The sequence below is a fragment of the Delftia sp. SD018 genome, from assembly GCF_017355445.1.
Classification (GTDB): domain Bacteria; phylum Pseudomonadota; class Gammaproteobacteria; order Burkholderiales; family Burkholderiaceae_C; genus Comamonas; species Comamonas acidovorans.
The window spans coordinates 38,849-59,835 of record NZ_JADDRN010000005.1 but is presented as its reverse complement, the minus strand read 5'-3'; the positions used below and the strand labels follow the sequence as shown (position 1 = coordinate 59,835).

23 protein-coding genes are annotated in these 20,987 nt (G+C 68.7%); 15 read left to right on the top strand and 8 right to left on the bottom strand.

Features of this window, described 5'->3' with window-relative positions:
* Nucleotides 1-3: 3 nt before the first annotated feature.
* The 8 genes from queE (at nt 4) to INR38_RS07415 (ending at nt 5,846) form a co-directional block, all read left to right on the top strand.
* Nucleotides 4-642 carry a 7-carboxy-7-deazaguanine synthase gene (gene queE / locus INR38_RS07450; RefSeq protein WP_207442783.1) on the top strand — a complete coding sequence of 213 codons (639 nt, stop codon included), beginning with the start codon at nt 4-6 and terminating at the stop codon, nt 640-642.
* An 8-nt stretch (nt 643-650) separates the two neighbouring features.
* Nucleotides 651-1,016, top strand: coding sequence for a 6-carboxytetrahydropterin synthase (locus INR38_RS07445; RefSeq protein WP_207442784.1), 366 nt, complete (start codon nt 651-653; stop codon nt 1,014-1,016).
* A gap of 142 nt (nt 1,017-1,158) precedes the next feature.
* Complete coding sequence (gene panD / locus INR38_RS07440; RefSeq protein ID WP_012203760.1) at nt 1,159-1,539, top strand: aspartate 1-decarboxylase; 381 nt, start codon at nt 1,159-1,161, stop codon at nt 1,537-1,539.
* Nucleotides 1,540-1,566: 27 nt separating this feature from the next.
* Nucleotides 1,567-2,889 (top strand): adenosylmethionine--8-amino-7-oxononanoate transaminase, encoded by a 1,323-nt coding sequence (bioA, locus tag INR38_RS07435; RefSeq protein ID WP_099752668.1) that lies wholly within the window; start codon nt 1,567-1,569, stop codon nt 2,887-2,889.
* A complete protein-coding gene (bioD, locus tag INR38_RS07430; protein ID WP_043790591.1) occupies nt 2,886-3,587 on the top strand; it encodes a dethiobiotin synthase in 702 nt (233 codons plus the stop codon). Before bioA ends, bioD begins: the two co-directional genes overlap by 4 nt.
* Nucleotides 3,584-4,801: an 8-amino-7-oxononanoate synthase gene (gene bioF, locus INR38_RS07425; protein ID WP_207442785.1), complete on the top strand. Its 1,218-nt coding sequence runs from the start codon at nt 3,584-3,586 to the stop codon at nt 4,799-4,801. Before bioD ends, bioF begins: the two co-directional genes overlap by 4 nt.
* A 31-nt stretch (nt 4,802-4,832) precedes the next feature.
* On the top strand, nt 4,833-5,192 hold the full coding sequence (locus INR38_RS07420) for a 5-carboxymethyl-2-hydroxymuconate Delta-isomerase (RefSeq protein WP_012203756.1): 360 nt from the start codon (nt 4,833-4,835) through the stop codon (nt 5,190-5,192).
* Nucleotides 5,193-5,207: 15 nt separating this feature from the next.
* On the top strand, nt 5,208-5,846 hold the full coding sequence (locus INR38_RS07415) for a tRNA-uridine aminocarboxypropyltransferase (RefSeq protein WP_207442786.1): 639 nt from the start codon (nt 5,208-5,210) through the stop codon (nt 5,844-5,846).
* 48 nt (nt 5,847-5,894) lie between these two features.
* On the opposite strand, the gene INR38_RS07410 is transcribed toward INR38_RS07415, so the two are convergent.
* The 5 genes from INR38_RS07410 to INR38_RS07390 form a co-directional block, all read right to left on the bottom strand.
* The gene (locus tag INR38_RS07410) at nt 5,895-6,878 is read right to left on the bottom strand and encodes a tripartite tricarboxylate transporter substrate binding protein (RefSeq protein WP_207442787.1); all 984 of its coding nucleotides are present in this window, start codon (nt 6,876-6,878) and stop codon (nt 5,895-5,897) included.
* A gap of 131 nt (nt 6,879-7,009) precedes the next feature.
* Nucleotides 7,010-7,630, bottom strand: coding sequence for an aminotransferase class IV (locus INR38_RS07405; protein ID WP_242698990.1), 621 nt, complete (start codon nt 7,628-7,630; stop codon nt 7,010-7,012).
* A gap of 29 nt (nt 7,631-7,659) precedes the next feature.
* The gene (pabB, locus tag INR38_RS07400; protein ID WP_207442789.1) at nt 7,660-8,817 is read right to left on the bottom strand and encodes an aminodeoxychorismate synthase component I; all 1,158 of its coding nucleotides are present in this window, start codon (nt 8,815-8,817) and stop codon (nt 7,660-7,662) included.
* Between the two features lie 189 nt (nt 8,818-9,006).
* Nucleotides 9,007-9,318, bottom strand: coding sequence for a DUF4148 domain-containing protein (locus INR38_RS07395; protein WP_013803916.1), 312 nt, complete (start codon nt 9,316-9,318; stop codon nt 9,007-9,009).
* A gap of 221 nt (nt 9,319-9,539) precedes the next feature.
* Nucleotides 9,540-10,265 carry a Crp/Fnr family transcriptional regulator gene (locus INR38_RS07390; RefSeq protein ID WP_043781030.1) on the bottom strand — a complete coding sequence of 242 codons (726 nt, stop codon included), beginning with the start codon at nt 10,263-10,265 and terminating at the stop codon, nt 9,540-9,542.
* Nucleotides 10,266-10,430: 165 nt separating this feature from the next.
* Here INR38_RS07390 and INR38_RS07385 point away from each other — a divergent pair, with 165 nt between their 5' ends.
* The 5 genes from INR38_RS07385 (at nt 10,431) to INR38_RS07365 (ending at nt 15,366) form a co-directional block, all read left to right on the top strand.
* Entirely contained in the window at nt 10,431-11,660 is a 1,230-nt protein-coding gene (locus tag INR38_RS07385) for an ABC transporter ATP-binding protein (protein WP_207442790.1), read from the top strand.
* Nucleotides 11,661-11,663: 3 nt separating this feature from the next.
* Nucleotides 11,664-13,226 carry a hypothetical protein gene (locus tag INR38_RS07380; protein WP_199136657.1) on the top strand — a complete coding sequence of 521 codons (1,563 nt, stop codon included), beginning with the start codon at nt 11,664-11,666 and terminating at the stop codon, nt 13,224-13,226.
* 87 nt (nt 13,227-13,313) lie between these two features.
* Nucleotides 13,314-14,195: a 3-methyl-2-oxobutanoate hydroxymethyltransferase gene (gene panB / locus INR38_RS07375; RefSeq protein ID WP_012203749.1), complete on the top strand. Its 882-nt coding sequence runs from the start codon at nt 13,314-13,316 to the stop codon at nt 14,193-14,195.
* 58 nt (nt 14,196-14,253) lie between these two features.
* A complete protein-coding gene (panC, locus tag INR38_RS07370) occupies nt 14,254-15,105 on the top strand; it encodes a pantoate--beta-alanine ligase (RefSeq protein ID WP_012203748.1) in 852 nt (283 codons plus the stop codon).
* Nucleotides 15,106-15,150: 45 nt separating this feature from the next.
* Nucleotides 15,151-15,366 carry a DUF3079 domain-containing protein gene (locus INR38_RS07365; RefSeq protein WP_034390767.1) on the top strand — a complete coding sequence of 72 codons (216 nt, stop codon included), beginning with the start codon at nt 15,151-15,153 and terminating at the stop codon, nt 15,364-15,366.
* Here the strand turns inward: INR38_RS07365 and INR38_RS07360 are convergent.
* Nucleotides 15,351-16,544, bottom strand: a complete 1,194-nt coding sequence (locus INR38_RS07360; RefSeq protein WP_199960139.1) for a M20 aminoacylase family protein — start codon at nt 16,542-16,544, stop codon at nt 15,351-15,353. The genes INR38_RS07365 and INR38_RS07360 overlap by 16 nt on opposite strands.
* Nucleotides 16,545-16,552: 8 nt before the next feature.
* Nucleotides 16,553-17,530, bottom strand: coding sequence for a tripartite tricarboxylate transporter substrate binding protein (locus INR38_RS07355; RefSeq protein ID WP_230590716.1), 978 nt, complete (start codon nt 17,528-17,530; stop codon nt 16,553-16,555).
* Between the two features lie 122 nt (nt 17,531-17,652).
* On the opposite strand from INR38_RS07355, the gene INR38_RS07350 reads away from it, so the two are divergent.
* On the top strand, nt 17,653-18,609 hold the full coding sequence (locus INR38_RS07350; RefSeq protein WP_123693086.1) for a LysR family transcriptional regulator: 957 nt from the start codon (nt 17,653-17,655) through the stop codon (nt 18,607-18,609).
* Between the two features lie 12 nt (nt 18,610-18,621).
* Here INR38_RS07350 and INR38_RS07345 read toward each other — a convergent pair whose 3' ends face one another.
* On the bottom strand, nt 18,622-19,551 hold the full coding sequence (locus INR38_RS07345) for a LysR family transcriptional regulator (protein WP_043824598.1): 930 nt from the start codon (nt 19,549-19,551) through the stop codon (nt 18,622-18,624).
* Nucleotides 19,552-19,653: 102 nt separating this feature from the next.
* On the opposite strand from INR38_RS07345, the gene lysA reads away from it, so the two are divergent.
* Nucleotides 19,654-20,907 carry a diaminopimelate decarboxylase gene (gene lysA / locus INR38_RS07340; protein WP_207442791.1) on the top strand — a complete coding sequence of 418 codons (1,254 nt, stop codon included), beginning with the start codon at nt 19,654-19,656 and terminating at the stop codon, nt 20,905-20,907.
* The last annotated feature ends 80 nt before the right edge of the window (nt 20,908-20,987 follow it).

Sequence of the window (20,987 nt, the reverse complement as noted above, 5' to 3'; positions counted from 1 at the left end):
ACCATGACTTACAGCGTCAAAGAAATCTTCTACACCCTGCAGGGCGAGGGCGGCCAGGCCGGCACGCCGGCCATCTTCTGCCGCTTTGCAGGCTGCAACCTCTGGACCGGCCGCGAGCAGGACCGCGCCAGCGCCATCTGCCAGTTCTGCGACACAGACTTCGTGGGCACCGACGGCACGCTGGGCGGCAAGTTCGCCACGGCCGACGCCCTGGCCGAACGCATCCTGTCCCAATGGCCGGCCGCCGACAGCCAGCACCGCATGGTGGTGCTGACCGGGGGAGAGCCCCTGCTGCAGGTGGACGAGCCCCTGATCGCCGCCCTGCATGCGCGCGGCTTTCGCATTTCCGTGGAAAGCAACGGCACGGTGGCCGCGCCCGAGGGCATCGACTGGCTGTGCATCAGCCCCAAGGCCGGCGCCGACTGGGTGCAGCGCAGCGGCCAGGAGCTCAAGCTGGTCTGGCCGCAGCCCGGCTTCGATCTGCAGGCCATCGAGGCCGGCACCCGTTTCGACCGCTATTTCCTGCAGCCCATGGACAACGTCCTGCAGGCCGACAACACGGCCGCCTGCATAGCGCAATGCCTGCAGCGCCCGGCCTGGCGCCTGAGCCTGCAGACCCACAAGCTCACCGGCATCCGCTGATTTTTGCCATGCAGTTCACCGTACACCAGCGCTTTTTCTTCGATGCCGCCCACACGCTGGAGCGCGCCATCGAAACCGAGAGCAGCCGCCGCATCCACGGCCACACCTACTATGCCGAAGTCAGCGTCACCGGCCCGCGCAATCCGGACAACGGCATGGTGATCGACCTGGGCTACCTGCGCTCGCGCCTGAAGACCCTGGGCGACGCGCTGGACCATCGCTTTCTCGACGAAGTCCCCGGCCTGGGCAAGCCCACGCTGGAAAACCTGTGCCTGTTCATTGCCGATTCCCTGGCCGACCTGCAGCCCGCCCCCAGCCGCATCCGCGTATGGCGCGACAGCATCGGCGATGGCTGCGTGCTCGACCTGAACTGAAGCCAGGCCCCTCAGCGGCGCCGCTGCCGTTGAACAACTTCACGGCCTTCATGGGATTTCTCCTTCGCATATAGACTTGGTGGCTTTTTTTGCCAGCCAAGGCCCCATCAAGACCGCGCAAAGCGCCCCTCGAGAGACAAACATGTTCCGCACCCTGCTCAAATCCAAGATCCACCGCGTCAAGACCACGCAATGCGAGCTGCACTATGAAGGCTCCTGCGCCATCGACGAGGACCTGCTGGACGCCGCCAACATCGTCGAGAACGAGCAGGTGCACATCTGGAACATCGACAACGGCGAGCGCTTCGTCACCTATGCCATCAAGGGCCAGCGCGGCAGCGGCATGATCTCGGTCAACGGCTCGGCCGCGCGCCGTGCCGCCGTGGGCGACCTGCTGATCATTGCCTCCTTCGCCCAGGTGCATGAGACCGACGTGGCCACGCACCAGCCGCAGCTGGTCTTCGTGGACGATGCCAACCGCCAGGTCGAACTGCGCCACCACGTTCCCACGCAGCAGCTGTGAGCTGCGCTGCGGTGTGACAATCGCGCGATGACTCAATCGCTTGCCGCCCGCAGCCTTGCGGCTGTGTGGCACCCCTGCACCCAGATGAAGCGGCACGAGGCCGCGCCCCCCATCGCCATCGCGCGCGCACAGGGGCCCTGGCTCCACGACACCGAAGGGCGCCGCTACCTGGATGGCGTCAGCTCCTGGTGGGTCAACCTCTTCGGCCACAGCCATCCGCACATCCAGGCCGCGCTCACCGACCAGCTCGCCCGGCTGGACCATGTGATGCTGGCCGGCTTCACACACGCGCCCGTGGTGGAGCTGTCCGAACGGCTGGCCACGCTCACCGGCCTGGGCCATGCCTTCTACGGCAGCGACGGCGCATCGGCCACCGAGATCGCCCTCAAGATGAGCGCCCATTACTGGCGCAACCTGGGCCGCCCCGCCAAGAGCCGCTTTGCCGGCCTGGCCGGCGGCTACCACGGCGAAACCGTGGGCGCGCTGGCCGTGACCGACATCCCCCTCTTCCGCGAAGCCTATGCCCCCCTGGTGCGCCTGGCCGACACCGTGCCCAGCCCCGATGCACGCGGCGCGCAAGGCGGCGAAAGCCCGGTCGATGTGGCACGGCGCGCCGCCGAAGGCCTGCGCCAGTGGCTGGAGCAGCACCACGAGACCACGGCCGCCCTCATCGTCGAGCCGCTGGTGCAGTGCGCGGCCGGCATGGCCATGCACGACCCCGAATACCTGCGCCTGGCGCGCGCCCTGTGCGACCGCTACGAGGTGCACCTGGTGGTGGACGAGATCGCCGTGGGCTTCGGCCGCACGGGCAGCATGTTCGCCCACCAGCAGGCCGGCATACGGCCGGACTTCATCTGCCTGTCCAAGGGCCTGACGGGCGGCACGCTGGCCCTGTCGGCCGTGCTGACCACCGAGACCGTCTACGCCGCCTTCTACGACGATTCCGTGGCGCGCGGCTTCCTGCACTCGCACTCGTACACCGGCAACCCGCTGGCCTGCCGCGCGGCCCTGGCCACGCTGGAGCTGTTCGAGCAGACCGATGCCATCAACGCCAACCTCGCGCTGGCGCAAAGGCTTGACGGCGCCTTCGCCCCTTTGAACCAGCACGCCCGCGTGCGCCACGCACGGCGCCAGGGAATGATCTGGGCCTGGGATGTGCAGACCTCGCTGCCCGACTTCTCGCGCCGCTACAGCGCAGCCGCACTGGAGCGCGGGCTGCTGCTGCGCCCTATCAGCAACACCCTCTACGCCATGCCTCCCTATTTGCTGGACGAAGAGGCCGTGCAGCACCTGGCCGCCAGCGCGCTGGCCGCCCTTGAAGACACCCTGGCCCAGGAGAACCATTCGTGAACGCCCACCGCACCATTGGCTGCTTTGTCACCGGCACCGACACGGGCGTGGGCAAGACCCTGGCCTCCTGCGGGCTGCTGCATGCGCTGGCCCGCCACCATGCCCGCGTGGTGGGCATGAAGGCCGTGGCCGCAGGCGCCGAGCCCGACGGCCACGGCGGCTGGGCCAACGAGGACACGCTGGCGCTGCGCGCCGCCTCCACCCTGGCCGTGCCGCCCGAACTCGACAACCCCGTGCTGCTGCCCGATCCCATGTCGCCGCACATCGCCGCGCAGCGCGCGGGCCGCTCCATAGAGATCGCACACATCGTGGACAGCTACCGGCGCCTGGCCGAACAGGCCGACGCCGTGGTGGTGGAAGGCGCGGGCGGCTTTCTCGTGCCGCTGTCCGACCAGCTCTCGGGCGCCGACCTGGCCTGCGCGCTGGACCTGCCCGTGGTCATGGTTGTGGGCCTGCGGCTGGGCTGCCTGAACCACGCTGCCCTCACGGCCGAGGCCATCCGCGCACGCGGCCTGCGCCTGGCCGGCTGGATTGCCAGCCGCGTGGACCCCGCCATGCTGGTGCCCGAGGAAAACATGGCCTGGCTGCGCCAGCACCTTGACCGGCAACTGCAGGCGCCGCTGCTGGCCGACATCCCCTTCCAGCAGCACCCCGACCCGCGCGCCACCACCTATACCCTGCCGGAGCAATGGCAATGAGCGGCTCCTGGCTGGACGACATCCCCGCGCGCATCGCCGAACTCGACGCGGCCCACCTGCGCCGCCGCCGCCGCGCCACGGCGCCGTTGCAGGGCGCCGCCAGCGGCGCCCACATGGAGGTGGACGGTCACCCCATGCTGGCCTTTTGCAGCAATGACTACCTGGGCCTGGCCGGCCACCCCACCCTGGTGCGCGCCGCCTGCGCGGGCGCCCAGGCCTTTGGCGTGGGCTCGGGCGGCTCGCCCCTGGTCAGCGGCCACAGCACGGCCAACGCCGCGCTGGAGGAACAGCTGGCGCACTTCGTGCAACTGCCGCGCGCGCTCTACTTCTATGCGGGCTACGCCACCAATGCCGGCATCGTGCCGGCCCTGGTGGGCGCGGGGGACGCGCTGTTCTCCGATGCGCTCAACCACGCCTGCCTGATCGACGGCGCCCGCCTGTCGCGTGCCCAGATCCACCGCTATGCCCATGCCGACCTGGGCGACCTGGCCGCGCAACTGGCCGCCAGCACGGCCCGCCGCAAGCTGGTCATCAGCGATGCCGTGTTCAGCATGGATGGCAACGTGGCCGACATCTGCGGCCTGCTGGCGCTGTGCGAGCAGTACGACGCACTGCTGCTGCTCGACGACGCGCATGGCTTCGGCGTGCTCGGCCCACAAGGCCGGGGCAGCCTGGCCGAGGCGGGACTCACGGGCGCAAACGCCTCGCCGCGCGTGCTCTACATGGCCACCCTGGGCAAGGCCGCTGGCGTGGCCGGTGCCTTTGTCGCGGGCAGCGACATGCTGGTCGAGTGGCTGCTGCAAAAGACGCGCAGCTACATCTTCGCCACGGCCGCGCCGCCCATGCTGGCCAGCGCGCTGCAGGCCAGCGTGGCCCTGATCGAGGCCGAGGACGAGCGCCGCGAGTCCCTGGCCGAACGCATTGCCGAGCTGCGCGCCGGCCTCACGCCGCTGCTGGCGCGCACGGGCTGGCAGCTGCTGCCTTCGCGCACCGCCGTGCAGGCCCTGGTCATAGGCTCCAACGCCACGGCCCTGGCCGTGATGGAAGGCCTGCGCGAGCGCGGCCTGTGGGTGCCCGCCATCCGCCCGCCCACCGTGCCCGAAGGCACGGCGCGGCTGCGCATCGCGCTGTCGGCCTCCCACACGCGCATCGACGTGCAGCTGCTGCTGACGGCGCTGGACGAGGTCTCGCGCCTGGCCCCACCCCTACCCTGAATCCCTCTTCACCATCGGAACGGAGACATCCATGCCCCATCTCTACGTCGAATACACCGACAACCTCGCCGGCCTGCCCGGCCAGCAACTGCTGACCGAACTCAACGCCTTCGTCTGCGGCCACCCCAGCATCCTGGACGAGGCCGACGTCAAGGCCCGCCTGCTGCCGGTCAGCCAGTTCGAGATCGGCTCGGCACCGGCCAACCGCGGCTTCGTCCACGTGCAGCTGCGCCTGCTGGCGGGCCGTACCGACACGGCCAAGAAGGAACTGTCCGAAGGCATTGCCGCGGTGCTGCGCCGCCTCACGCCCCAGCCGGCCGGCATGATGGTCCAGCTCAGCGTGGAAATCGCCGACATGGACAAGCCCAGCTACTACAAGGGTCGCCTGTAAGGCAGGCGCCGGGCCTTGTCCGCCGTGAGCACCCGCGCACGCTGCGCGCAATGCCTGCGCCCTGAGCGCACCTGCCTGTGCCCCCTGATGCAGCCGGTGCCGCATGCGGTGCAGTTGCTGGTGCTCCAGCATCCCGAGGAAGAACTGCAGGCCAAGGGCACGGGCCGGCTGCTGCACCTGTGCCTGCCCGCCAGCCGCCTGGCGGTGGGCGAGGCCTTCGAGCCAGCGCAGTTGCAGGCACTGCTGCACGCGCCCTGGCAGGCCGGCGACGCCCCGCGGCAGGCCGTACTGCTCTATCCGGAAACGCCGCACGGCGATCAGCTGGGCCTGGCCAGGCAAGCGCCCTGGCCGCAGCCCGCGCCATGCCCCGAGGACCTGCGCCTGGTGGTGCTGGACGCCACCTGGCGCAAGAGCCGCAAGATGCTCTACCTCAACCCCGGCCTGCAGGCCCTGCCGCGCCTGGCACTGCAGGGCGACCTGCCCGCCTCGCGCTACGGCGCCCTGCGCAAGGCCCATGCGCCGGGCCAGCTGTCCACGCTGGAGGCAGCGGCCTGCGCGCTGCAACGGCTGGCGCCTGCCGGCCCGTCGCTGCAGCCGCTGCGCGATGCGTTCGAGGGGCTGCTGTCCCTGCATGCCCTGCACAGGCCCGAATGAAAAAACGCCTCGGGGAGCGAGGCGTTTTTCATGGCAGCAGGCCGTGCTTCAGTTTTCCGGCGTGATCTTGGCGAACTTGACCAGTTCGGCGTACTTGCCCATGTCGGTACGGATGATCTGGGCCAGGTTTTCGTCGCCCGTGGGGGCAATGATGCCCGCCCCTTCCAGGCGCGCGCGCATCGCCGGATCGGCCAGGCCCGCCTTCAAGGCCTTCTGCAGGCTGGCCACCACCTCGGCAGGCAGGTCCTTGGGTCCCGCCAACCCGAACCAGCCGCTCAGCGCATAGCCCTTGAGCGCTGCGTTCTCGCCCAGTGCGGGCACGTCCTTCATCATGGCGATGCGGTGGGCCGTGGTCACGCCCAGGGCCTTGATCTTGCCGCTCTGGATGAACGGAGCCGCCACCGAGGGAGAGACGATGGCGAAATCCAGGTTGCCGCCCGCCAGGTCGCTGGTCATCGCGGCCGATCCCTTGTAGGGCACATGGACGATGTCCACCCCGGCAATCTTCTTGATCAGCTCGCCCGAGAAATGCGGCGTAGACCCGATGCCCGGGCTGCCGTAGCTGTACTTGCCGGGATGGGCCTTGGCCAGGGCGATGAACTCGTCGATGGTCCGGGCCGGCATCTTGGTGCCGGCCACCCACAGGTTGGGCAGCACGCCGGTCAGCGCGATGCCGGTCAGGTCCGTGGCCGGGTCGTACTTCTGCGCGGCGTTGACGAACTTCGTGCCCGCCAATTCGTTGCTGGAGCCTGCGAGCAGCGTATAGCCGTCGGCCTTGGCACCGACCACGCGCTGCGCGGCCACCACGCCGGCGGCACCGGGCACGTTGTCAACCACGACGGTCGCATTGAGGTGCTTGGCCAGGATGTCACCCACCACGCGCCCCACCAGGTCGACCGAGCCGCCTGCCGCGTAGCCGACGACGACGCGAATGGGCTTGTTGGGATAGGTGGTCTGGGCGCACAGCGGGCCCGCAGCCAGGACAGCCGCGGCGCTGATCAGCGCGCGGCGGGAAATACGGAATTCATGCATGGATCGATCTCAGGGGAGACAGGCATCAGCCAACAATCAAAATGATATTGCTCAACAATATTCACCGATTGTCTGACATTGCCTTGTGAAATCCATCCCTGAAAACCATGAGTTCCGCCCTGGCCTGCAGCTCAGCGCAGAACTGCCGGCAGCCAGCCGCGCAGGCTGTTGACGAAGGCCCAGCCCTGCACGCGCGGCAGATCGTCCAGCCGCACCGGGTGCTCCACCACGCGGCCCTCGTCCAGCGCCACCGCGCGGCCCACGCCGGGCAGCAGGCCGCTGGACAGCGGCGGGGTCACCCAGCGGCCCGCCAGCAGCACGGCGATGTTGCCGCGCGTGCCCTCGGTGATCTCGCCGTCCTCGTTGTGGAGCACGGTGTCGAACACCGAGGCATCGGTGGGCTGCAGGCTGTCGTAGTGCGCGCGGTGCGAGGTCTTGAAACGCACCCAGTCGCCATGCGCCACCGCATTGGCGATGGGCCGGTCGGCCAGCGCCAGCCGAACAGGCGTGGCGGAAGGCGGCAGCGGCGCCGCCTGGGTCTGTATCCGCCCCGTGGCATCCAGCGCCAGGCGCACGCGCCAGTGGCCGCTGGCGTGCGCCTGGCGCAGCTGCTGCAGTGCCTGCTCCAGCACGGCATCCGTGCAGGGCCGCCCGAAATGCCGCGCCGCGTCCTGCATGCGCGTCACATGGCGCTGCAGGTGGATGAAACTGCCATCCCGCAGGGCCAGGGTTTCCAGAATGTCGAAATCCAAGTCCGTATCCGCCATGGCTGCACGCCCTTTCACACCTTGTCCAGAAAAGCCCTCTTGTGGCGCCATTCCTGCCATTCGGCAGGCGCCTCGGCGCCCGAGGTGATGCCGCTGCCGATGCCGCAGCGCAGTTCCGTGCCACGCGCCACCACCGTGCGTATGGGCACATTGAAGGTGGCGTGCACGCGCCCCGCGGCGATGCCGGGCCGCACCACGCCCACGGCGCCGCAGTACACGCCGCGCGGACCCGATTCCAGCTCGTGGATGAGCCGCATGGCCTGGCGCTTGGGCGCACCCGTGATGGAGCCGCAAGGAAACAGCGCCGCAAACACGTCCGCCAGGCCGGTGCCGGGCCGCGTGCGCGCCTGCACGTCGGACGTCATCTGCCACACGGTGGGCAGGGGTTCGGCATGGAACAGGCGCGGCACCTGGACGCTGAAAGGCTCGGCAATGCGCGAGACATCGTTGCGCAGCAGGTCCACGATCATCACGTTCTCGGCCCGCTCCTTGGGCGAGGACCGCATGGCCTGGACATTCGCCTCGTCCTGGGCAGGCGTGACGCCACGGGGCGCCGTGCCCTTCATGGGGCGCGTGAGGATGCGCTCGCCATCCCAGTCGAAGAACAGCTCGGGCGAGACGGACAGCACCTGCTCGTCGCCGCTGTCCATGCAGGCCACGTAGCCGCCGGGCTGGGCACGGCGCAGCGCGGCGAACAGCGATGGGATGTCTCCCAGCAGCCGGCCCATGAACTGGGCCGTGTAATTGATCTGATAGCAGTCACCGGCCGCAATCGCCTCGTGGATGCGCGCAATGGCGGCATCGAAATCGGCGCGCTCCAGGCCGGGCTGCCATTGCACCTGAGATTGCACCTGAGGGCCGGTATCGACTGCGTCCGCGTCTTCAGGCCAGGGCCGGGGGCCGTCGAAGACGGCAAACCAGGCCAGCGGCTCGCCTGGCGGCGTGGCATGCAAGGCGCCCGCGTAGGCCGCGTCAAACGCCGCCGCCGCCTCGTAGCGCACCCAGCCCAGGCACCACAGGCCGGCCTGGGCGGCCTGCTGCACGGCGTCAAGCACACCGCGCACCTGCTCGGGCGCATGGGCTGCCAGGCTGCGCAGCGGCGGCCCGAAGCCATGGCGCAGCCGGGCGGCCGAACCGTCATGGGGGTTGGGAAAATCGATCAGAAACTTCACAAAACGGCCGTCAACGCATGCTGTACTTGCATCAGCAGCTTCGCTATCGATAGCAGCCACTGACACGGGGCCGCCCAGTGTAGAGCGAGGGAAACAAAAAAGCGCCCCGAAGGGCGCCAAACCAAGCGTCCCGAAAGGACGCTTTCCACCAACAGGCCCGGCACCATGCCGGACCCATATCCATTCACATCACTTCTGCGTGACGGTGTGCTGGCCTTCCAGGCGGGCCACGGCCTCACGGTAGGCGGGGCCGCTGCGCAGTTGCTGGTAACGGGCCAGGCCACGCTGGTATTCGGCCGAGTTGTAGCTGATGTCGCGGTCTGCCGAAGGCGAGGGCAGGTAGGTCATGCCCGCCTGGTGCCACATTTCGAGGTCGGCCAGCACTTCGGCACGGCTCAGGCCTGCGGTGGCGGAGGACGATGGGGAAACGGCTTCTTGGGCCATTGCAGTGCCGGCGAGGCCCAGGGTCAGGGCGGCCAGTGCAGCGGAGAGGGTACGCATGTCAGATCCTTTCAAAAGGCCGCTCGGCATTCATTTCCTCACGGCATGGACGTACTATGCGGCGCTGCAGCATTCTTCGTCTGTGCGTTTTCTCACGTGTTTTCGCATCCGGCCCGGGCGGCCCGCTGCCTTTTCACCCGTGCTCCCCTCGACAGAAGGCGAATTCACGCGTTCCTGAAACAGTGTTTTTCGCGGCTTGAAACAGCCGCGGCAGACAAGGCTCAGCGCGCTTCCTCGAGCAGCACGCGCAGGCCTTCGACATGGCAGATGCGCAGGTTGCGGCCTTCGCGCCGCAGCAGGCCCAGGCGCACCAGGCGCGACATCTCGCGCGCCACTTCCTCGCGGCTGGAGCCCAGCATCAGGGCCAGGTCGGTCTGCCGGGGTGCGGGCGCCAGCAGGGCCTGCCCCTGGTCGATGCCCGCGCGCTCGGCACGTTCCAGCAACTGGGTATGCAGGCGGCTGCGCACCGACAGCGTTCCCAGATCCACCATGCGGCGCGCCAGCGCCACGGCCAGGTCGCTGAGCCGGCCGATGAAGGCGCGCAGGACCTGGGGCTCGTTCATGAGCAGGGCTTCCACATCCTCATGGGCCAGCGAGGCAATCAGGCTGGGCACTCCCGCCTCCACCACCAGGGGCATGGCCGTGCAACCCACCTGCTGCTGCGGCAGGCCGCCGAAGAACACGCCCTGGGCAATCTCGCCCAGCGTGAGCCCGCGCCCGTTGGGGGCATAGCTGCTGACGCGCAAGCCGCCCTGCACGAGCATGTAGAGACGCTGATCGGTGTACGCGCCCTCCAGCGTCTGGTGCAGCGCCAGATGCTGCCAGCGGCACTGCGCCGCCAGTTCGGCCAGTCGCTCGTCGGTCAGGCTTTGCAGCACATGGACCTGGCGCAGGCCCTGCCAGGCCACGGCGGGAAGAAGCGGAGATGTCTGTAAGGAACCGGACATGGTGCAACACCGTTGAAGCGCATCCGCAGGGCCTGTGCGGGCCCTGTCGTCCGTCGCGGGAAGTACAGCATAGCGGGATCGCATAGACTCGTCGCGCGCCGGGAATCGCACTGTCCGGCTCCCCGGATGGCCGCACCGCGCAGCACAGAAAAAAGGGAGGGCTTCATGGAATCGAGCATCGAATCGGCACGACAACCCGCGCGCCCGCAGGCCACCGTGGCGGCCTGGGCGCAATCCGTGGAACAGGCGATCGCCAGCCAGCAATGGCATGGCGCGTGGCGTGCACTCATAGACGCCGCCCTGCCGGCCGAAACCGCCGTGCAGCAGAGCCTGCTGACTGCGCTGGACGCCTGGGATGGCCTCGCCGCCGATTCCGGCGCAGAGCCACGCCGCGCGCTGGTGCAGCAGGCCTTCGATGCCCTGCATGCCGCCCATGCCCCGGGCCAGGCGCTGCAGGCCGACTCCGCACCTCCCCGCGCGCACCCTGCGCACCGCGCGTACCGTGTACAGGGACGGCAACTGGTCAAGCGCTACCGGCGCGGCGGCTTTGCGCTGGGGCCGGTGGATGTGGCCGTGGAGCCCGGCACCATACTGGGACTGGTGGGCGAGAACGGCAACGGCAAGACCACCTTGCTGCGCCTGCTGGCCGCCGATCTGGCGCCCGACGCAGGGCAGCTGGACTGGGGCGTTCCTGCCGCCGATGCCTACCTGCTGCGCACCCAGCTCGCCTATATCCCCCAGCGCCCGGCCGTCTGGGGCGGGCGCCTGATGGACCATCTGCAATTCGCCGCGCGCAGCCATGGCGCCGTGGGCCAACGCAACATCTGCCTGGTACAGCTGGTCATCGCGCAGCTGGGGCTGCGCGCCTTCCGGGGCCACCAGTGGAAACAGCTGTCCTCGGGCTACAAGATGCGCTTCGAGCTGGCGCGCGCCCTGCTGTGCCGGCCGCGCGTGCTGCTGTTGGACGAGCCCCTGGCCAATCTGGACATCAACGCCCAGCAGACCCTGCTGACCGATCTGCAGTCGCTGGCGCGCTCGCCCTGGCAACCCATGGCCCTGGTGCTGAGTTCACAGCAGCTGTACGAGGTGGAAAAGGTGGCCGATCAGGTGCTGTTCCTGGAGCAAGGCCAGCCGCGCAGCGTCCAGCAGAGCTTTGCCGCCATGCAAGGCTGCGCCATCGAGTTCGAGACAGGCTGGGCCATGGCGCAACTGAAACCCTGGCTGGACCGGCTGCCATCCCATACGCACCAGCTCAGCGGCCAGACCCACATCGTGAGCTTTCACGTGCCGTTCACGGCAGCGCAGTTCCTGACACAGGCCGTGCAGGCAGAGATGCCCGTGCGCTATTTCCGCGACATCACCGCATCCACCCGCCGCCTGTTCGTGAGGGACTGAGCCATGCCACGTTTTTCCGATATGACGAACCGCTGGGACCAATGGGTGCTGATGCGCTGCCCCCTACTGTGGCAGCTGCGCCTGCACTGGTATCTGCCGCTGGCGCTGCTGTGGTGCGTGCTGGTGCTCGGCGTTTGGATGCAATGGATGGCCGAACCCGCGCGCTGGATGGGCTCCCTGCCCGGCGTTGCGTCCACGGCCCGGCAAACGCCCGAGCAATTGGCACTGGACATCGGCTTCGTCGTGGCCTGGATCGTGGCGATCGGCCTGGCGCTGTGGTGGTTGCTGCGCGTGCGCATCCACAACCGCTGGCGTGAACACGCCCCCGTGGGCCGCTGGGGCCTGTGGTGGGAGTACCTGTGGGGAGCCTTGTTCCTATCGCTATTGTTCGCGCCTGCGATCGCCTTTTCGCCCATCTATGAAATGCGGATGCAGCGCCAATGGTCGGACACGGATGTCAGTGCACAGATCCAGACTGTCGAGCAAGTCGCAGCCCTGGAGGCGCTCGTCGCGCCACGCCAGGCGGCCATGCTCGTGGAATGGATACGTGTGCTGCGCGAGGAAGAGGTCGATCCGGCGAAGTACCCGAGCATCCAGGCCCTGGTCTGGTTAATGCGCGGAGACCAGGCCGCGATTGCCCAGACACTCGAGCGCTACGGCCAGCCATTGCAGGCCAGAGGCTATGTGCGCCAGTCTGCCAGCTCCGCCCAGGACGAGGCGGAGCACCTGCTGGCCAGCTACCGCAGCGCGCTGCAATCCCCCCTGGCCGAGGAATGGCGCGCCTACTTGGCCGCCAGCCCACCATCAGAGACTGGCGAGAAGGTATCCAGAGCGCAGAACTCCAACTGCAAACCAGCCTGGGGTCGCAGCAGGCCTTTGGATCTGGAGCCGGATCCGCGCAAATGCTTCGGTACCTATCTGGCCCAGAGCAACCGTGAGTGGCTCATGCTGCTGGAGATGTTCGACAGCCGATGGAGCCCGCTGCAGCATGTGCAATGGAAGCACGCGCGCTACGGCTTGGCCCTGCCGGCCTACCAGGAAAGCCATCTGCGGCGCGCTGACAGGTCCCGCGACGACGAATGGCCAAGGATGTCCCAGTTGCTGGCGGCCGCCAGCGTTGGCTTTTTCCTCGCCTTGGCCCTGGTGCTGGTGCGCCTGATGCCTGCCATGCAGCTGGTGGCCTGGGGCGCATGCCTGGTCCTGACCTTGCTTGGCAGCGTGCTGGCCGGGATGCTGGGAATCACCAGCCTCTATGTGCTGGGGCTGTTTCCAGCCGCGCTGATATCGGTCGCCTGGCTGCGCATCCGTGTGCTCAAGCGCCCCTGGGCCGGCGCGGTGCTGCTGGCCCTGGGCATGTCGCTGGCCCTGATATGGCTCGCCGCCGCCTGGTCCAAGTGGTCCGCACTGCTGTTGCCCCAACCCGCCGGCAGCGCAGGCCCTTGGACGGATACCCAGCACTGGCTGGACCTGCTGATGGGCGCGCCTGCCGTGGCAGCCAGCACGGCCATGCTCGTGGCCCTGCTGTCTCCGCTGTGGCGCCGATGGCGTGGCCTGCCCGAAAGGTGACGGAAAAGCAAAGGACAGCTCAGGGACAGGTGCCCCCCGCGCGCATCGCATAGACTCGCGGCAATTCCATCCCCCTCCGAGCGCCCCATGACCCAAGCACCCGTCACCGCCGGCACGCCCTACGGCACCATCCCTCCCGCCTCGCCGCTGCCCCAGCGCCGCCCCGTGAGCCTTCCGCGCCTGGCGCAGATGCGCGAGGCCGGCGAGAAGATCACCATGGTCACCGCCTATGACGCCACCTTCGCGGCCGTGGCCGATGCGGCCGGCGTGGAGTGCATTTTGGTGGGCGATTCGCTGGGCATGGTCTGCCAGGGCCTGCACAGCACCGTGGGCGTGTCGCTGCAGGACATGTGCTACCACACGGCCAGCGTGGCGCGCGGCCTGCACCGCGTGCAGGGCACGGCCTGGCTGATCGCCGACATGCCCTATGGCAGCTATGCAGAAAGCCGCGAGCAGGCCATGCGCAGCGCCTGCGAGCTGATGCAGGCCGGCGCCCATATGGTCAAGCTCGAAGGCGGCGGCTGGACCGCGCCCACCGTGCAATTCCTGGTCGAGCGCGGCGTGCCCGTCTGCGCCCACCTGGGCCTGACGCCGCAGACCGTGCATGCGCTGGGCGGCTACCGCGTCCAGGGCAAGAGCGACGAGGGCGCGGCCACGCTGCGCCGCCATGCGCTGGAGCTGCAGGATGCAGGCGCCTCCATGCTGGTGCTGGAGATGGTGCCGGCACAGCTGTCGCGCGAACTCACGGCCGAACTGCCGCACTGCCACACCATCGGCATCGGCGCGGGCAGCGGCACGGCCGGCCAGGTCCTGGTGCTGCACGACATGCTGGGCGTGAACCTGGGCAAGATGGCCCGCTTCGTGCACAACTTCATGGCGGATGCGGGCAGCGTCAAGGGCGCCTTCGAGGCCTATGTGCATGCCGTGAAGAACGGCAGCTTCCCCGACGACAGCAAGCACGCCTGGTAGTCCGGCAGGCTGCACGATCCGTTTTTCCGCTTCCCGCTTCCCGTTCCCCCGTTTTCCCATGCAAATCGTCCACTCCATCGCCGACCTGCGAGCCATCCTGTCGAGCAAGGGCCGCCCCGCCTTCGTGCCCACCATGGGCAATCTGCACGACGGCCACCTGTCCCTGGTGCGCGCCGCGCGCCAGCACGGCGACATTGCCGTGGCCAGCATCTTCGTGAACCGCCTGCAGTTCCTGCCGCACGAGGATTTCGACAGCTATCCGCGCACCTGGGAGGCAGACTGCGCCAAGCTGGAGGCCGAAGGCTGCGACCTGCTGTTCGCCCCGCGCGAAGCCGATCTCTACCCCGAGCCGCAGACCTTCAAGATCCAGCCCGACGCGCAGTTGGCCGACATCCTCGAAGGCCATTTCCGCCCCGGCTTCTTCACGGGCGTGTGCACCGTGGTGATGAAGCTGTTCTCGGCCGTATTCTTCGCCAGCGGCGGCGGAACGGCCGTGTTCGGCAAAAAGGACTACCAGCAGTTGATGGTGATCCGCCGCATGGTCGAGCAGTTCGCCCTGCCCGTGAACATCGTGGCCGGAGACACTGCGCGCGCCGACGACGGCCTGGCGCTGAGTTCGCGCAACGGCTACCTGAGCGACGACGAGCGGCAGCAGGCCATGGCGCTGTCGCTGGCGCTCAAGCAACTGGCCGATGCCGCACGTGCGGGCCAGGCGCCGCTGGCCGAACTGGAAGCCTGGGCCATGCAATCCCTGGCCGCCCAGGGCTGGGAGCCCGACTACCTGACCGTGCGCCTGCGCCGTGACCTGCAGCCCCCCGCCGAGGGCGCGCAACTGGCCGGTGCACCACTAGTGGCCCTGGGCGCCGCGCGCCTGGGCAAGACGCGCCTGATCGACAACCTGGAGTTCTGATCCAGCGCAAAACCCTGGCGGCCATGGCGGTCCAAGCTGGATGCCATGGCCAAGAAATTCCCCATCCACCCCGCCCATCCCGAGCGCACCTGCTGGGGTTGTGACCGCTACTGCGCCCGCGACGAGCTGGCCTGCGGCAACGGATCGGACCGCACACAGCACCCGGTGGAGATCTTTGGCGACGACTGGATGGAGTGGGGCCCGGGCCCGTGCCTGGCCCCCGAGCCCGCCGCCGAACCCCGGCCTCAGTCCACCAGATAGCGCTCCACCAGCAGGCTCCAGTACGCGGCACCGGTCAGCAGGTTGTCGTCGTTGAAGTCGTAGCGCGGGTGGTGTACGGGGTGGCAGTGCTCGCTGAACAGGCCATTGCCCAGGCGCAGGTAGCAGCCTGGCCGGCGCTCCAGCATGAAGGCGAAATCCTCGCCCGGCGTGATCGGGCCGAAGTCCGGGTCCACGCGCTGCGGCCCCACCAGCTCGCGCGCGACCTCCACGGCGAAATCGACCTCGCGCCCGGTGTTCACCAGCACCGGATAGCCCTGCTGGTGCTCGATCTGCACGCTGGCGCCATAGCTTTGCGCCTGCCCCTGGGCAATGGCCTCGATGCGCTCGCGCAGCTGCACCCTCACGCCGGGATCGAAGCAGCGCACGCTCAGCTCGATGCGCGCCTCGTCGGGAATGACGCCGTAGAAGCCCCCCGATTGCAGCGAGCACACGGACAGCACCGCCGTCTGCATGGGATCGACATTGCGCGAGACGATGCTTTGCAGCGCCATCACGATGCTGGCCGAGACCACCGACGGGTCCACCGTGAGATGGGGGCGCGCCACATGCCCGCCCTTGCCGATGACGCGGATGGCGATCTTGTCCGTCGCTGGCTGAAAGGCACCCTTGCGCATCATGAAGTGCCCCAGCTCCGCGCCCGGATGGTTGTGCATGCCGAACACGGCATCGCAGGGAAAGCGCTCGAACAGACCGTCGGCGATCATGCGCTCGGCCCCGCTGTCATGGCCGCGCTCCTCGGCCGGCTGGAAGTACAGGTGCAGCGTGCCCGAGAAATTGCGCGTCCTGGCCAGGTACCGGGCAGCGCCCAGCAGCATGGCGGTGTGGCCATCGTGGCCGCAGGCGTGCATCTTGCCCTCGATGCGGCTGGCATAGGGCAGGCCGGTCTTTTCCTGCATGGCCAGGGCGTCCATGTCGGCGCGCAGGCCGATGCGGCGGCCGCCCGTGCCCGCGCTCAGCGTGCCGACCACGCCCGTGGTACCCACGCCGGTGGCCACCTCGAAGCCCCATTCGGCCAGCTTTTCGGCGACCAGCGCAGCCGTGCTGCGCTCCTCGAATGCGATCTCGGGATGGCTGTGGATGCGGTGGCGGATGGCCCGGATCTCGGGCATATCCCCGGCCAGTTCGGCCAGTTTCTGGTGTCTTGCGGTCTGGTTCATGTTTGGGCTCACTCGGGGCGCAGGTCCAGCTGCCTGACGGCATCGTTCCATTTGCGGTGCTCGGCCGCCAGGAAGGCCTGGAAATCGGCTGGCGTTCCCGGCATGACTTCGTTGCCGGTAGCCGCCAGCGTGGTCTGGATGTCCGGCTGTGCCAGCACTTTTTGCAGGGCAGCGTTGAGTTTGTGGATGACGGCCTCGGGCGTTCCCTGGGGCGCGACCAGTCCGTACCAGGAAGTGACGTCGAAGCCCGGGTAGCCGGATTCGGCGATCGTCGGGATCTGGGGCAGGTTCTTGAGCCGCGTGGCCCCCGAAACGGCCAGGCCGCGCATCTTGCCGGCCTGGATCATGGGGCCCGAGGACGAGGCGATATCGAAGGCCACATCCACATCCCCGGCCAGGATGCCCGTGAGCATGGGGGCCGTGCCCTTGTACGGCACATGGGTCATGCGCATGCCTGCGCGGGCACTGAGCATCTCCATAGCGATCTGCGGGCTCACGCCGGCGCCCGTGGACCCGTAGTTGACCCCGCCGGGCCGGGACTTGGCCTGCGCCACGAGCTGGCGGACATCGCGCAGCGGCGAATCCTGCCGAACGACCAGGATGTTGGGCACCTTGACCAGGCCGCCCACGGGCGCGAAGTCCCTGGCCAGATTGGCCTTCATCGAGGGGTACAGCAAGCCCGGGCTGTAGACCAGCGAGGTCCCGCCGAACAGCAGCGTATGGCCATCGGCAGGCGCCTTGGCGACGAACTGCGCCGCGATGTTGGTGCCGGCCCCCGGCTTGTTCACCACGATGACGGCCTGGCCCAGTTCGCGCCCCAGCCCGTCGCCGACCAGGCGGGCCGTGGTGTCGGCCGAGCCGCCCGGCGTGAAGCCGACGATGATCTGTATGGGCTGCATGGGAAAGCGCGGCTCCTGCGCGCCTGCGGCGGTGGCCAGCGCGCAGCCCAGGGCCGGCAGGATGAGGCGGGGGTGTATCACGATCATGTTTCCTCGTATGGCTCTTGAATGGCGTCTTTCCGGACCGGGTCGCCCTGTGCCTGACTGGCCGCGTGAAATTGAAATTCAGTGTAGGTTTCGGGTCTTGATTCAACAAATCGATATGAATGATGTCTCGCATCGATCATTTCAATCTGCGCTCCTTCGACCTGAACCTGCTGCTGGCTTTCGACGCGCTGATGCAGGAGCGCAGCGTGACGCGCGCCGCCGCCTGCCTGCGCATCAAGCAACCGGCCATGAGCCATGCGCTGTCCACGCTGCGCCTGCTGATGGACGATGAACTGTTCGTGCGCGTGGGCTACCACATGGAGCCCACGCTGATGGCCCGCGAACTGCACGCCCCGGTGCGCGAGCTGTTGGAGGCCTCGCAGAGGCTGCTGCTGTCGCGCCGCAGCTTCGATCCGGCCACCGATGAACACACCTTCCGCATCGGCATCTCCATCCAGTCCGAATCGCTGCTGGTCTCCGAGCTGTTTGCCGACCTGGCCGTGTCCGCCCCGCGCGTGAAGCTGCTGCTCAGCCCCACCAGCCGCGAGCGGGCCTTCGACGCGCTGGATGCCGAGCAGATCGACCTGGCCATCGGCTACCTGCCCGGCGGCAGCGGCTGGCACCGCCGGCAGATGCTGTTCGACCTGGGTGTGGTCTGCTGCTACCACCCGGCCCTGCTGCCGTTTGCCGCGCCGCTGAGCCTGGCGCAGTACCAGGCCGGCCGCCACGCCATGATCTCGGCCAAGGACAGCCTGTACGGCTATCTGGAAGATGCGCTGGAGGCGGCAGGTGTGGCCATCAACCCGGTGCTCGCGGCATCCAACTTCCTCACGCTGTTCGCCACCGTGGCACGCGCACCGTTGCTGACCACGGTGCCGGCCATCGTGGCACGCCACTATGCGCCGCTGTTCGGCCTGGCCATCAGCCCGCTGCCGTTCGTCTTTCCGTCCTTCCCCGTGGAGCTGGTCTGGCATGCGCGCAGCCATGAGGACAGCGCCCACCGGTGGCTGCGCCAGCGCCTGGAGCGCAGCGCCCAGGCCATCGTTCCTGCCGACATGGTGCGCACCCCTTCGGCCTAGGCACTGCCGCCTTCAGCCGACCGCGGCCACCTCGGCGGCGAGCGCGTCCACCAGCCACTGCACCTCGGCCACGGCTGGCCGGTGCAGCGGCAGCAGCGCATGGACCTGGAAGGGAATGGAAAACGCCAGCGGCCGCACCACCAGCTGCGGCCCCGCGCAGGCACGCGCCGTCAGCGGATTGACGATGGCCACGCCCAGGCCATGCTGGACCATGGCGCAGACCGCCACGGCGCTGTGGGTCTCCAGGTGCAGCTGGCGCTGCACGCCGGCCTGCTCGAACACGGCATCGATCTGCTGGCGATAGGGATCGTCGCGCGCCAGGCTGACAAAGCTTTCCCCGGCAAAGTCAGCCACCTCCAGCACCGGCCTTGCGGCCAGCGCATGGCCTGCGGGCAGCACGGCCACCTCGTCCATGGCGGGCAGCGCAAGGGCACGCGTGCCCGGAGGCGCCTCGGCCAGTTCGGCCAGGCCCAGGTCGTAGCGCTGGGCGGCCATCCACTCCTGCAGCAGCGGCGCCTCCTGCGTGGCCACGCTGACGGCCACGGGGCCGTGCTCCGCATGCAGGCGCGCCAGCGCTGCGGGCAGCAGCGCATGGCTGAGGGCGGGCAGGCACAGCACGTTGATGCGCGCCTGGTGCGGCCGCGCCAGGGCCAGCGCATGCTCGACCACGCGGTCCAGCCCCTGCCAGCTGCGCTGCACCTCGGCCCACAGCGAGAGGGCGCGTGCCGTGGGCCGCAGCCGGCCCTGGGCACGCTCGAACAGGGCATAGCCCAGCAGGCTCTCCATCCGCGCCAATTCGCGGCTGACGGTGGGCTGGGAGCTGAACAGCATCTGCGCCGCCGCCGTGGCGCTGCCGCTGAGCATGAGCGCGCGAAACACCTCCAGGTGGCGGTGGGAGATGCGGGGCTCAGGGGACGTGTGCGGCAGCGCGGGGTCTTGCATGGCCAAAGCATATCCAAATCAAATAGACACCATAAGAACAAGCATTGGACTGAATGACTCCCATCCGCCATCATGCGCGGCAGTTCCCCTGAAAGAGACACCATGTCCAATCCCTTCTCGCCCGCCCAGCTCTGGGCCCTGGCCGACCAGCACGGCACGCCGCTGTGGGTCTATGACGCCGCCACCATCCGCGCGCGCATCGCCCAGCTCAAGGCCTTCGACACCATCCGCTTTGCACAGAAGGCCTGCTCCAACATCCACATCCTGCGGCTGATGCGCGAGCAGGGCGTGAAGGTGGATGCGGTATCGCGCGGCGAAATCCTGCGCGCCCTGGCCGCCGGCTACGCAGCCGGCCATGGCGACGACCTGCACAGCGACATCGTGTTCACCGCCGACGTGATGGACGAGGCCACGCTGGCCTGCGTGGCCGAGCACAAGGTGCCCGTGAACGCCGGCTCCATCGACATGCTGCATCAGCTGGCCCAGGCCTCGCCCGGCCATCCCGTGTGGCTGCGCATCAACCCCGGCTTCGGCCACGGCCACAGCAACAAGACCAACACGGGCGGCGAGCACAGCAAGCACGGCATCTGGCACAGCGACCTGCTGGCGGCGCTGCAGGCCATCCGCGACGGCGGCCTGAAGCTGGCCGGCCTGCACATGCACATCGGCTCGGGCGTGGACTACGGCCACCTGCAGCAGGTCTGCGGCGCCATGGTCGAGCTGGTGCGCGCCACCCGCCAGGCCGGCCATGACCTGCAGGCCATCTCGGCCGGCGGCGGCCTGTCCATTCCCTACCGCGAGGGGGACGCCACCATCGACACCGCCCACTACCACGGCCTGTGGGATGCGGCACGCAAGGACGCCGAGGCCATCGTGGGCCATGCGCTGGGCCTGGAGATCGAACCCGGCCGCTTCCTGGTGGCCGAGTCGGGCGTGCTGCTGGGCCAGGTGCGCGCCACCAAGAACGCGGGCAGCAACCATTTCGTGCTGGTCGACACGGGCTTCAACGAGCTGATGCGCCCCTCCATGTACGGCAGCTGGCACGGCATGGAAGTGCTGCGCCGCGACGGCCAGGCCATGCCCCTGCGCGATGCCGTGGTCGCCGGCCCGCTGTGCGAATCGGGCGACGTTTTCACCCAGGGCGACGGCGGCGTGGTGCTGCCGCGCGCGCTGGCAGGCGCCTCGGTGGGCGACCTGCTGGTCATCCATGACACGGGCGCCTATGGCAGCTCCATGTCCAGCAACTACAACACGCGCCCGCTGGCCGCCGAGGTGCTGGTCGATGGCGACAGCGCCCGCCGCATCCGCCGCCGCCAGACGGTGGAGGACCTGCTGGGTCTGGAGCTGGGCCTGTAACTGGACATGTAGCGCGCCAGGCGCCAGGATTTCTGACGCAAAAAAGCCCCGGGGCCTTCCAGCTCCGGGGCTTTTTCATC

Coding starts and splice junctions, on each gene's coding strand:
- queE (WP_207442783.1), top strand. CDS start 4: ATGACTTACAGCGTCAAAGAAATCTTCTACACCCTGCAGGGCGAGGGC.
- INR38_RS07445 (WP_207442784.1), top strand. CDS start 651: ATGCAGTTCACCGTACACCAGCGCTTTTTCTTCGATGCCGCCCACACG.
- panD (WP_012203760.1), top strand. CDS start 1,159: ATGTTCCGCACCCTGCTCAAATCCAAGATCCACCGCGTCAAGACCACG.
- bioA (WP_099752668.1), top strand. CDS start 1,567: ATGACTCAATCGCTTGCCGCCCGCAGCCTTGCGGCTGTGTGGCACCCC.
- bioF (WP_207442785.1), top strand. CDS start 3,584: ATGAGCGGCTCCTGGCTGGACGACATCCCCGCGCGCATCGCCGAACTC.
- INR38_RS07420 (WP_012203756.1), top strand. CDS start 4,833: ATGCCCCATCTCTACGTCGAATACACCGACAACCTCGCCGGCCTGCCC.
- INR38_RS07410 (WP_207442787.1), bottom strand. CDS start 6,878: ATGCATGAATTCCGTATTTCCCGCCGCGCGCTGATCAGCGCCGCGGCT.
- INR38_RS07395 (WP_013803916.1), bottom strand. CDS start 9,318: ATGCGTACCCTCTCCGCTGCACTGGCCGCCCTGACCCTGGGCCTCGCC.
- INR38_RS07390 (WP_043781030.1), bottom strand. CDS start 10,265: ATGTCCGGTTCCTTACAGACATCTCCGCTTCTTCCCGCCGTGGCCTGG.
- INR38_RS07385 (WP_207442790.1), top strand. CDS start 10,431: ATGGAATCGAGCATCGAATCGGCACGACAACCCGCGCGCCCGCAGGCC.
- INR38_RS07380 (WP_199136657.1), top strand. CDS start 11,664: ATGCCACGTTTTTCCGATATGACGAACCGCTGGGACCAATGGGTGCTG.
- panB (WP_012203749.1), top strand. CDS start 13,314: ATGACCCAAGCACCCGTCACCGCCGGCACGCCCTACGGCACCATCCCT.
- panC (WP_012203748.1), top strand. CDS start 14,254: ATGCAAATCGTCCACTCCATCGCCGACCTGCGAGCCATCCTGTCGAGC.
- INR38_RS07365 (WP_034390767.1), top strand. CDS start 15,151: ATGGCCAAGAAATTCCCCATCCACCCCGCCCATCCCGAGCGCACCTGC.
- INR38_RS07360 (WP_199960139.1), bottom strand. CDS start 16,544: ATGAACCAGACCGCAAGACACCAGAAACTGGCCGAACTGGCCGGGGAT.
- INR38_RS07355 (WP_230590716.1), bottom strand. CDS start 17,530: ATGATCGTGATACACCCCCGCCTCATCCTGCCGGCCCTGGGCTGCGCG.
- INR38_RS07350 (WP_123693086.1), top strand. CDS start 17,653: ATGTCTCGCATCGATCATTTCAATCTGCGCTCCTTCGACCTGAACCTG.
- INR38_RS07345 (WP_043824598.1), bottom strand. CDS start 19,551: ATGCAAGACCCCGCGCTGCCGCACACGTCCCCTGAGCCCCGCATCTCC.
- lysA (WP_207442791.1), top strand. CDS start 19,654: ATGTCCAATCCCTTCTCGCCCGCCCAGCTCTGGGCCCTGGCCGACCAG.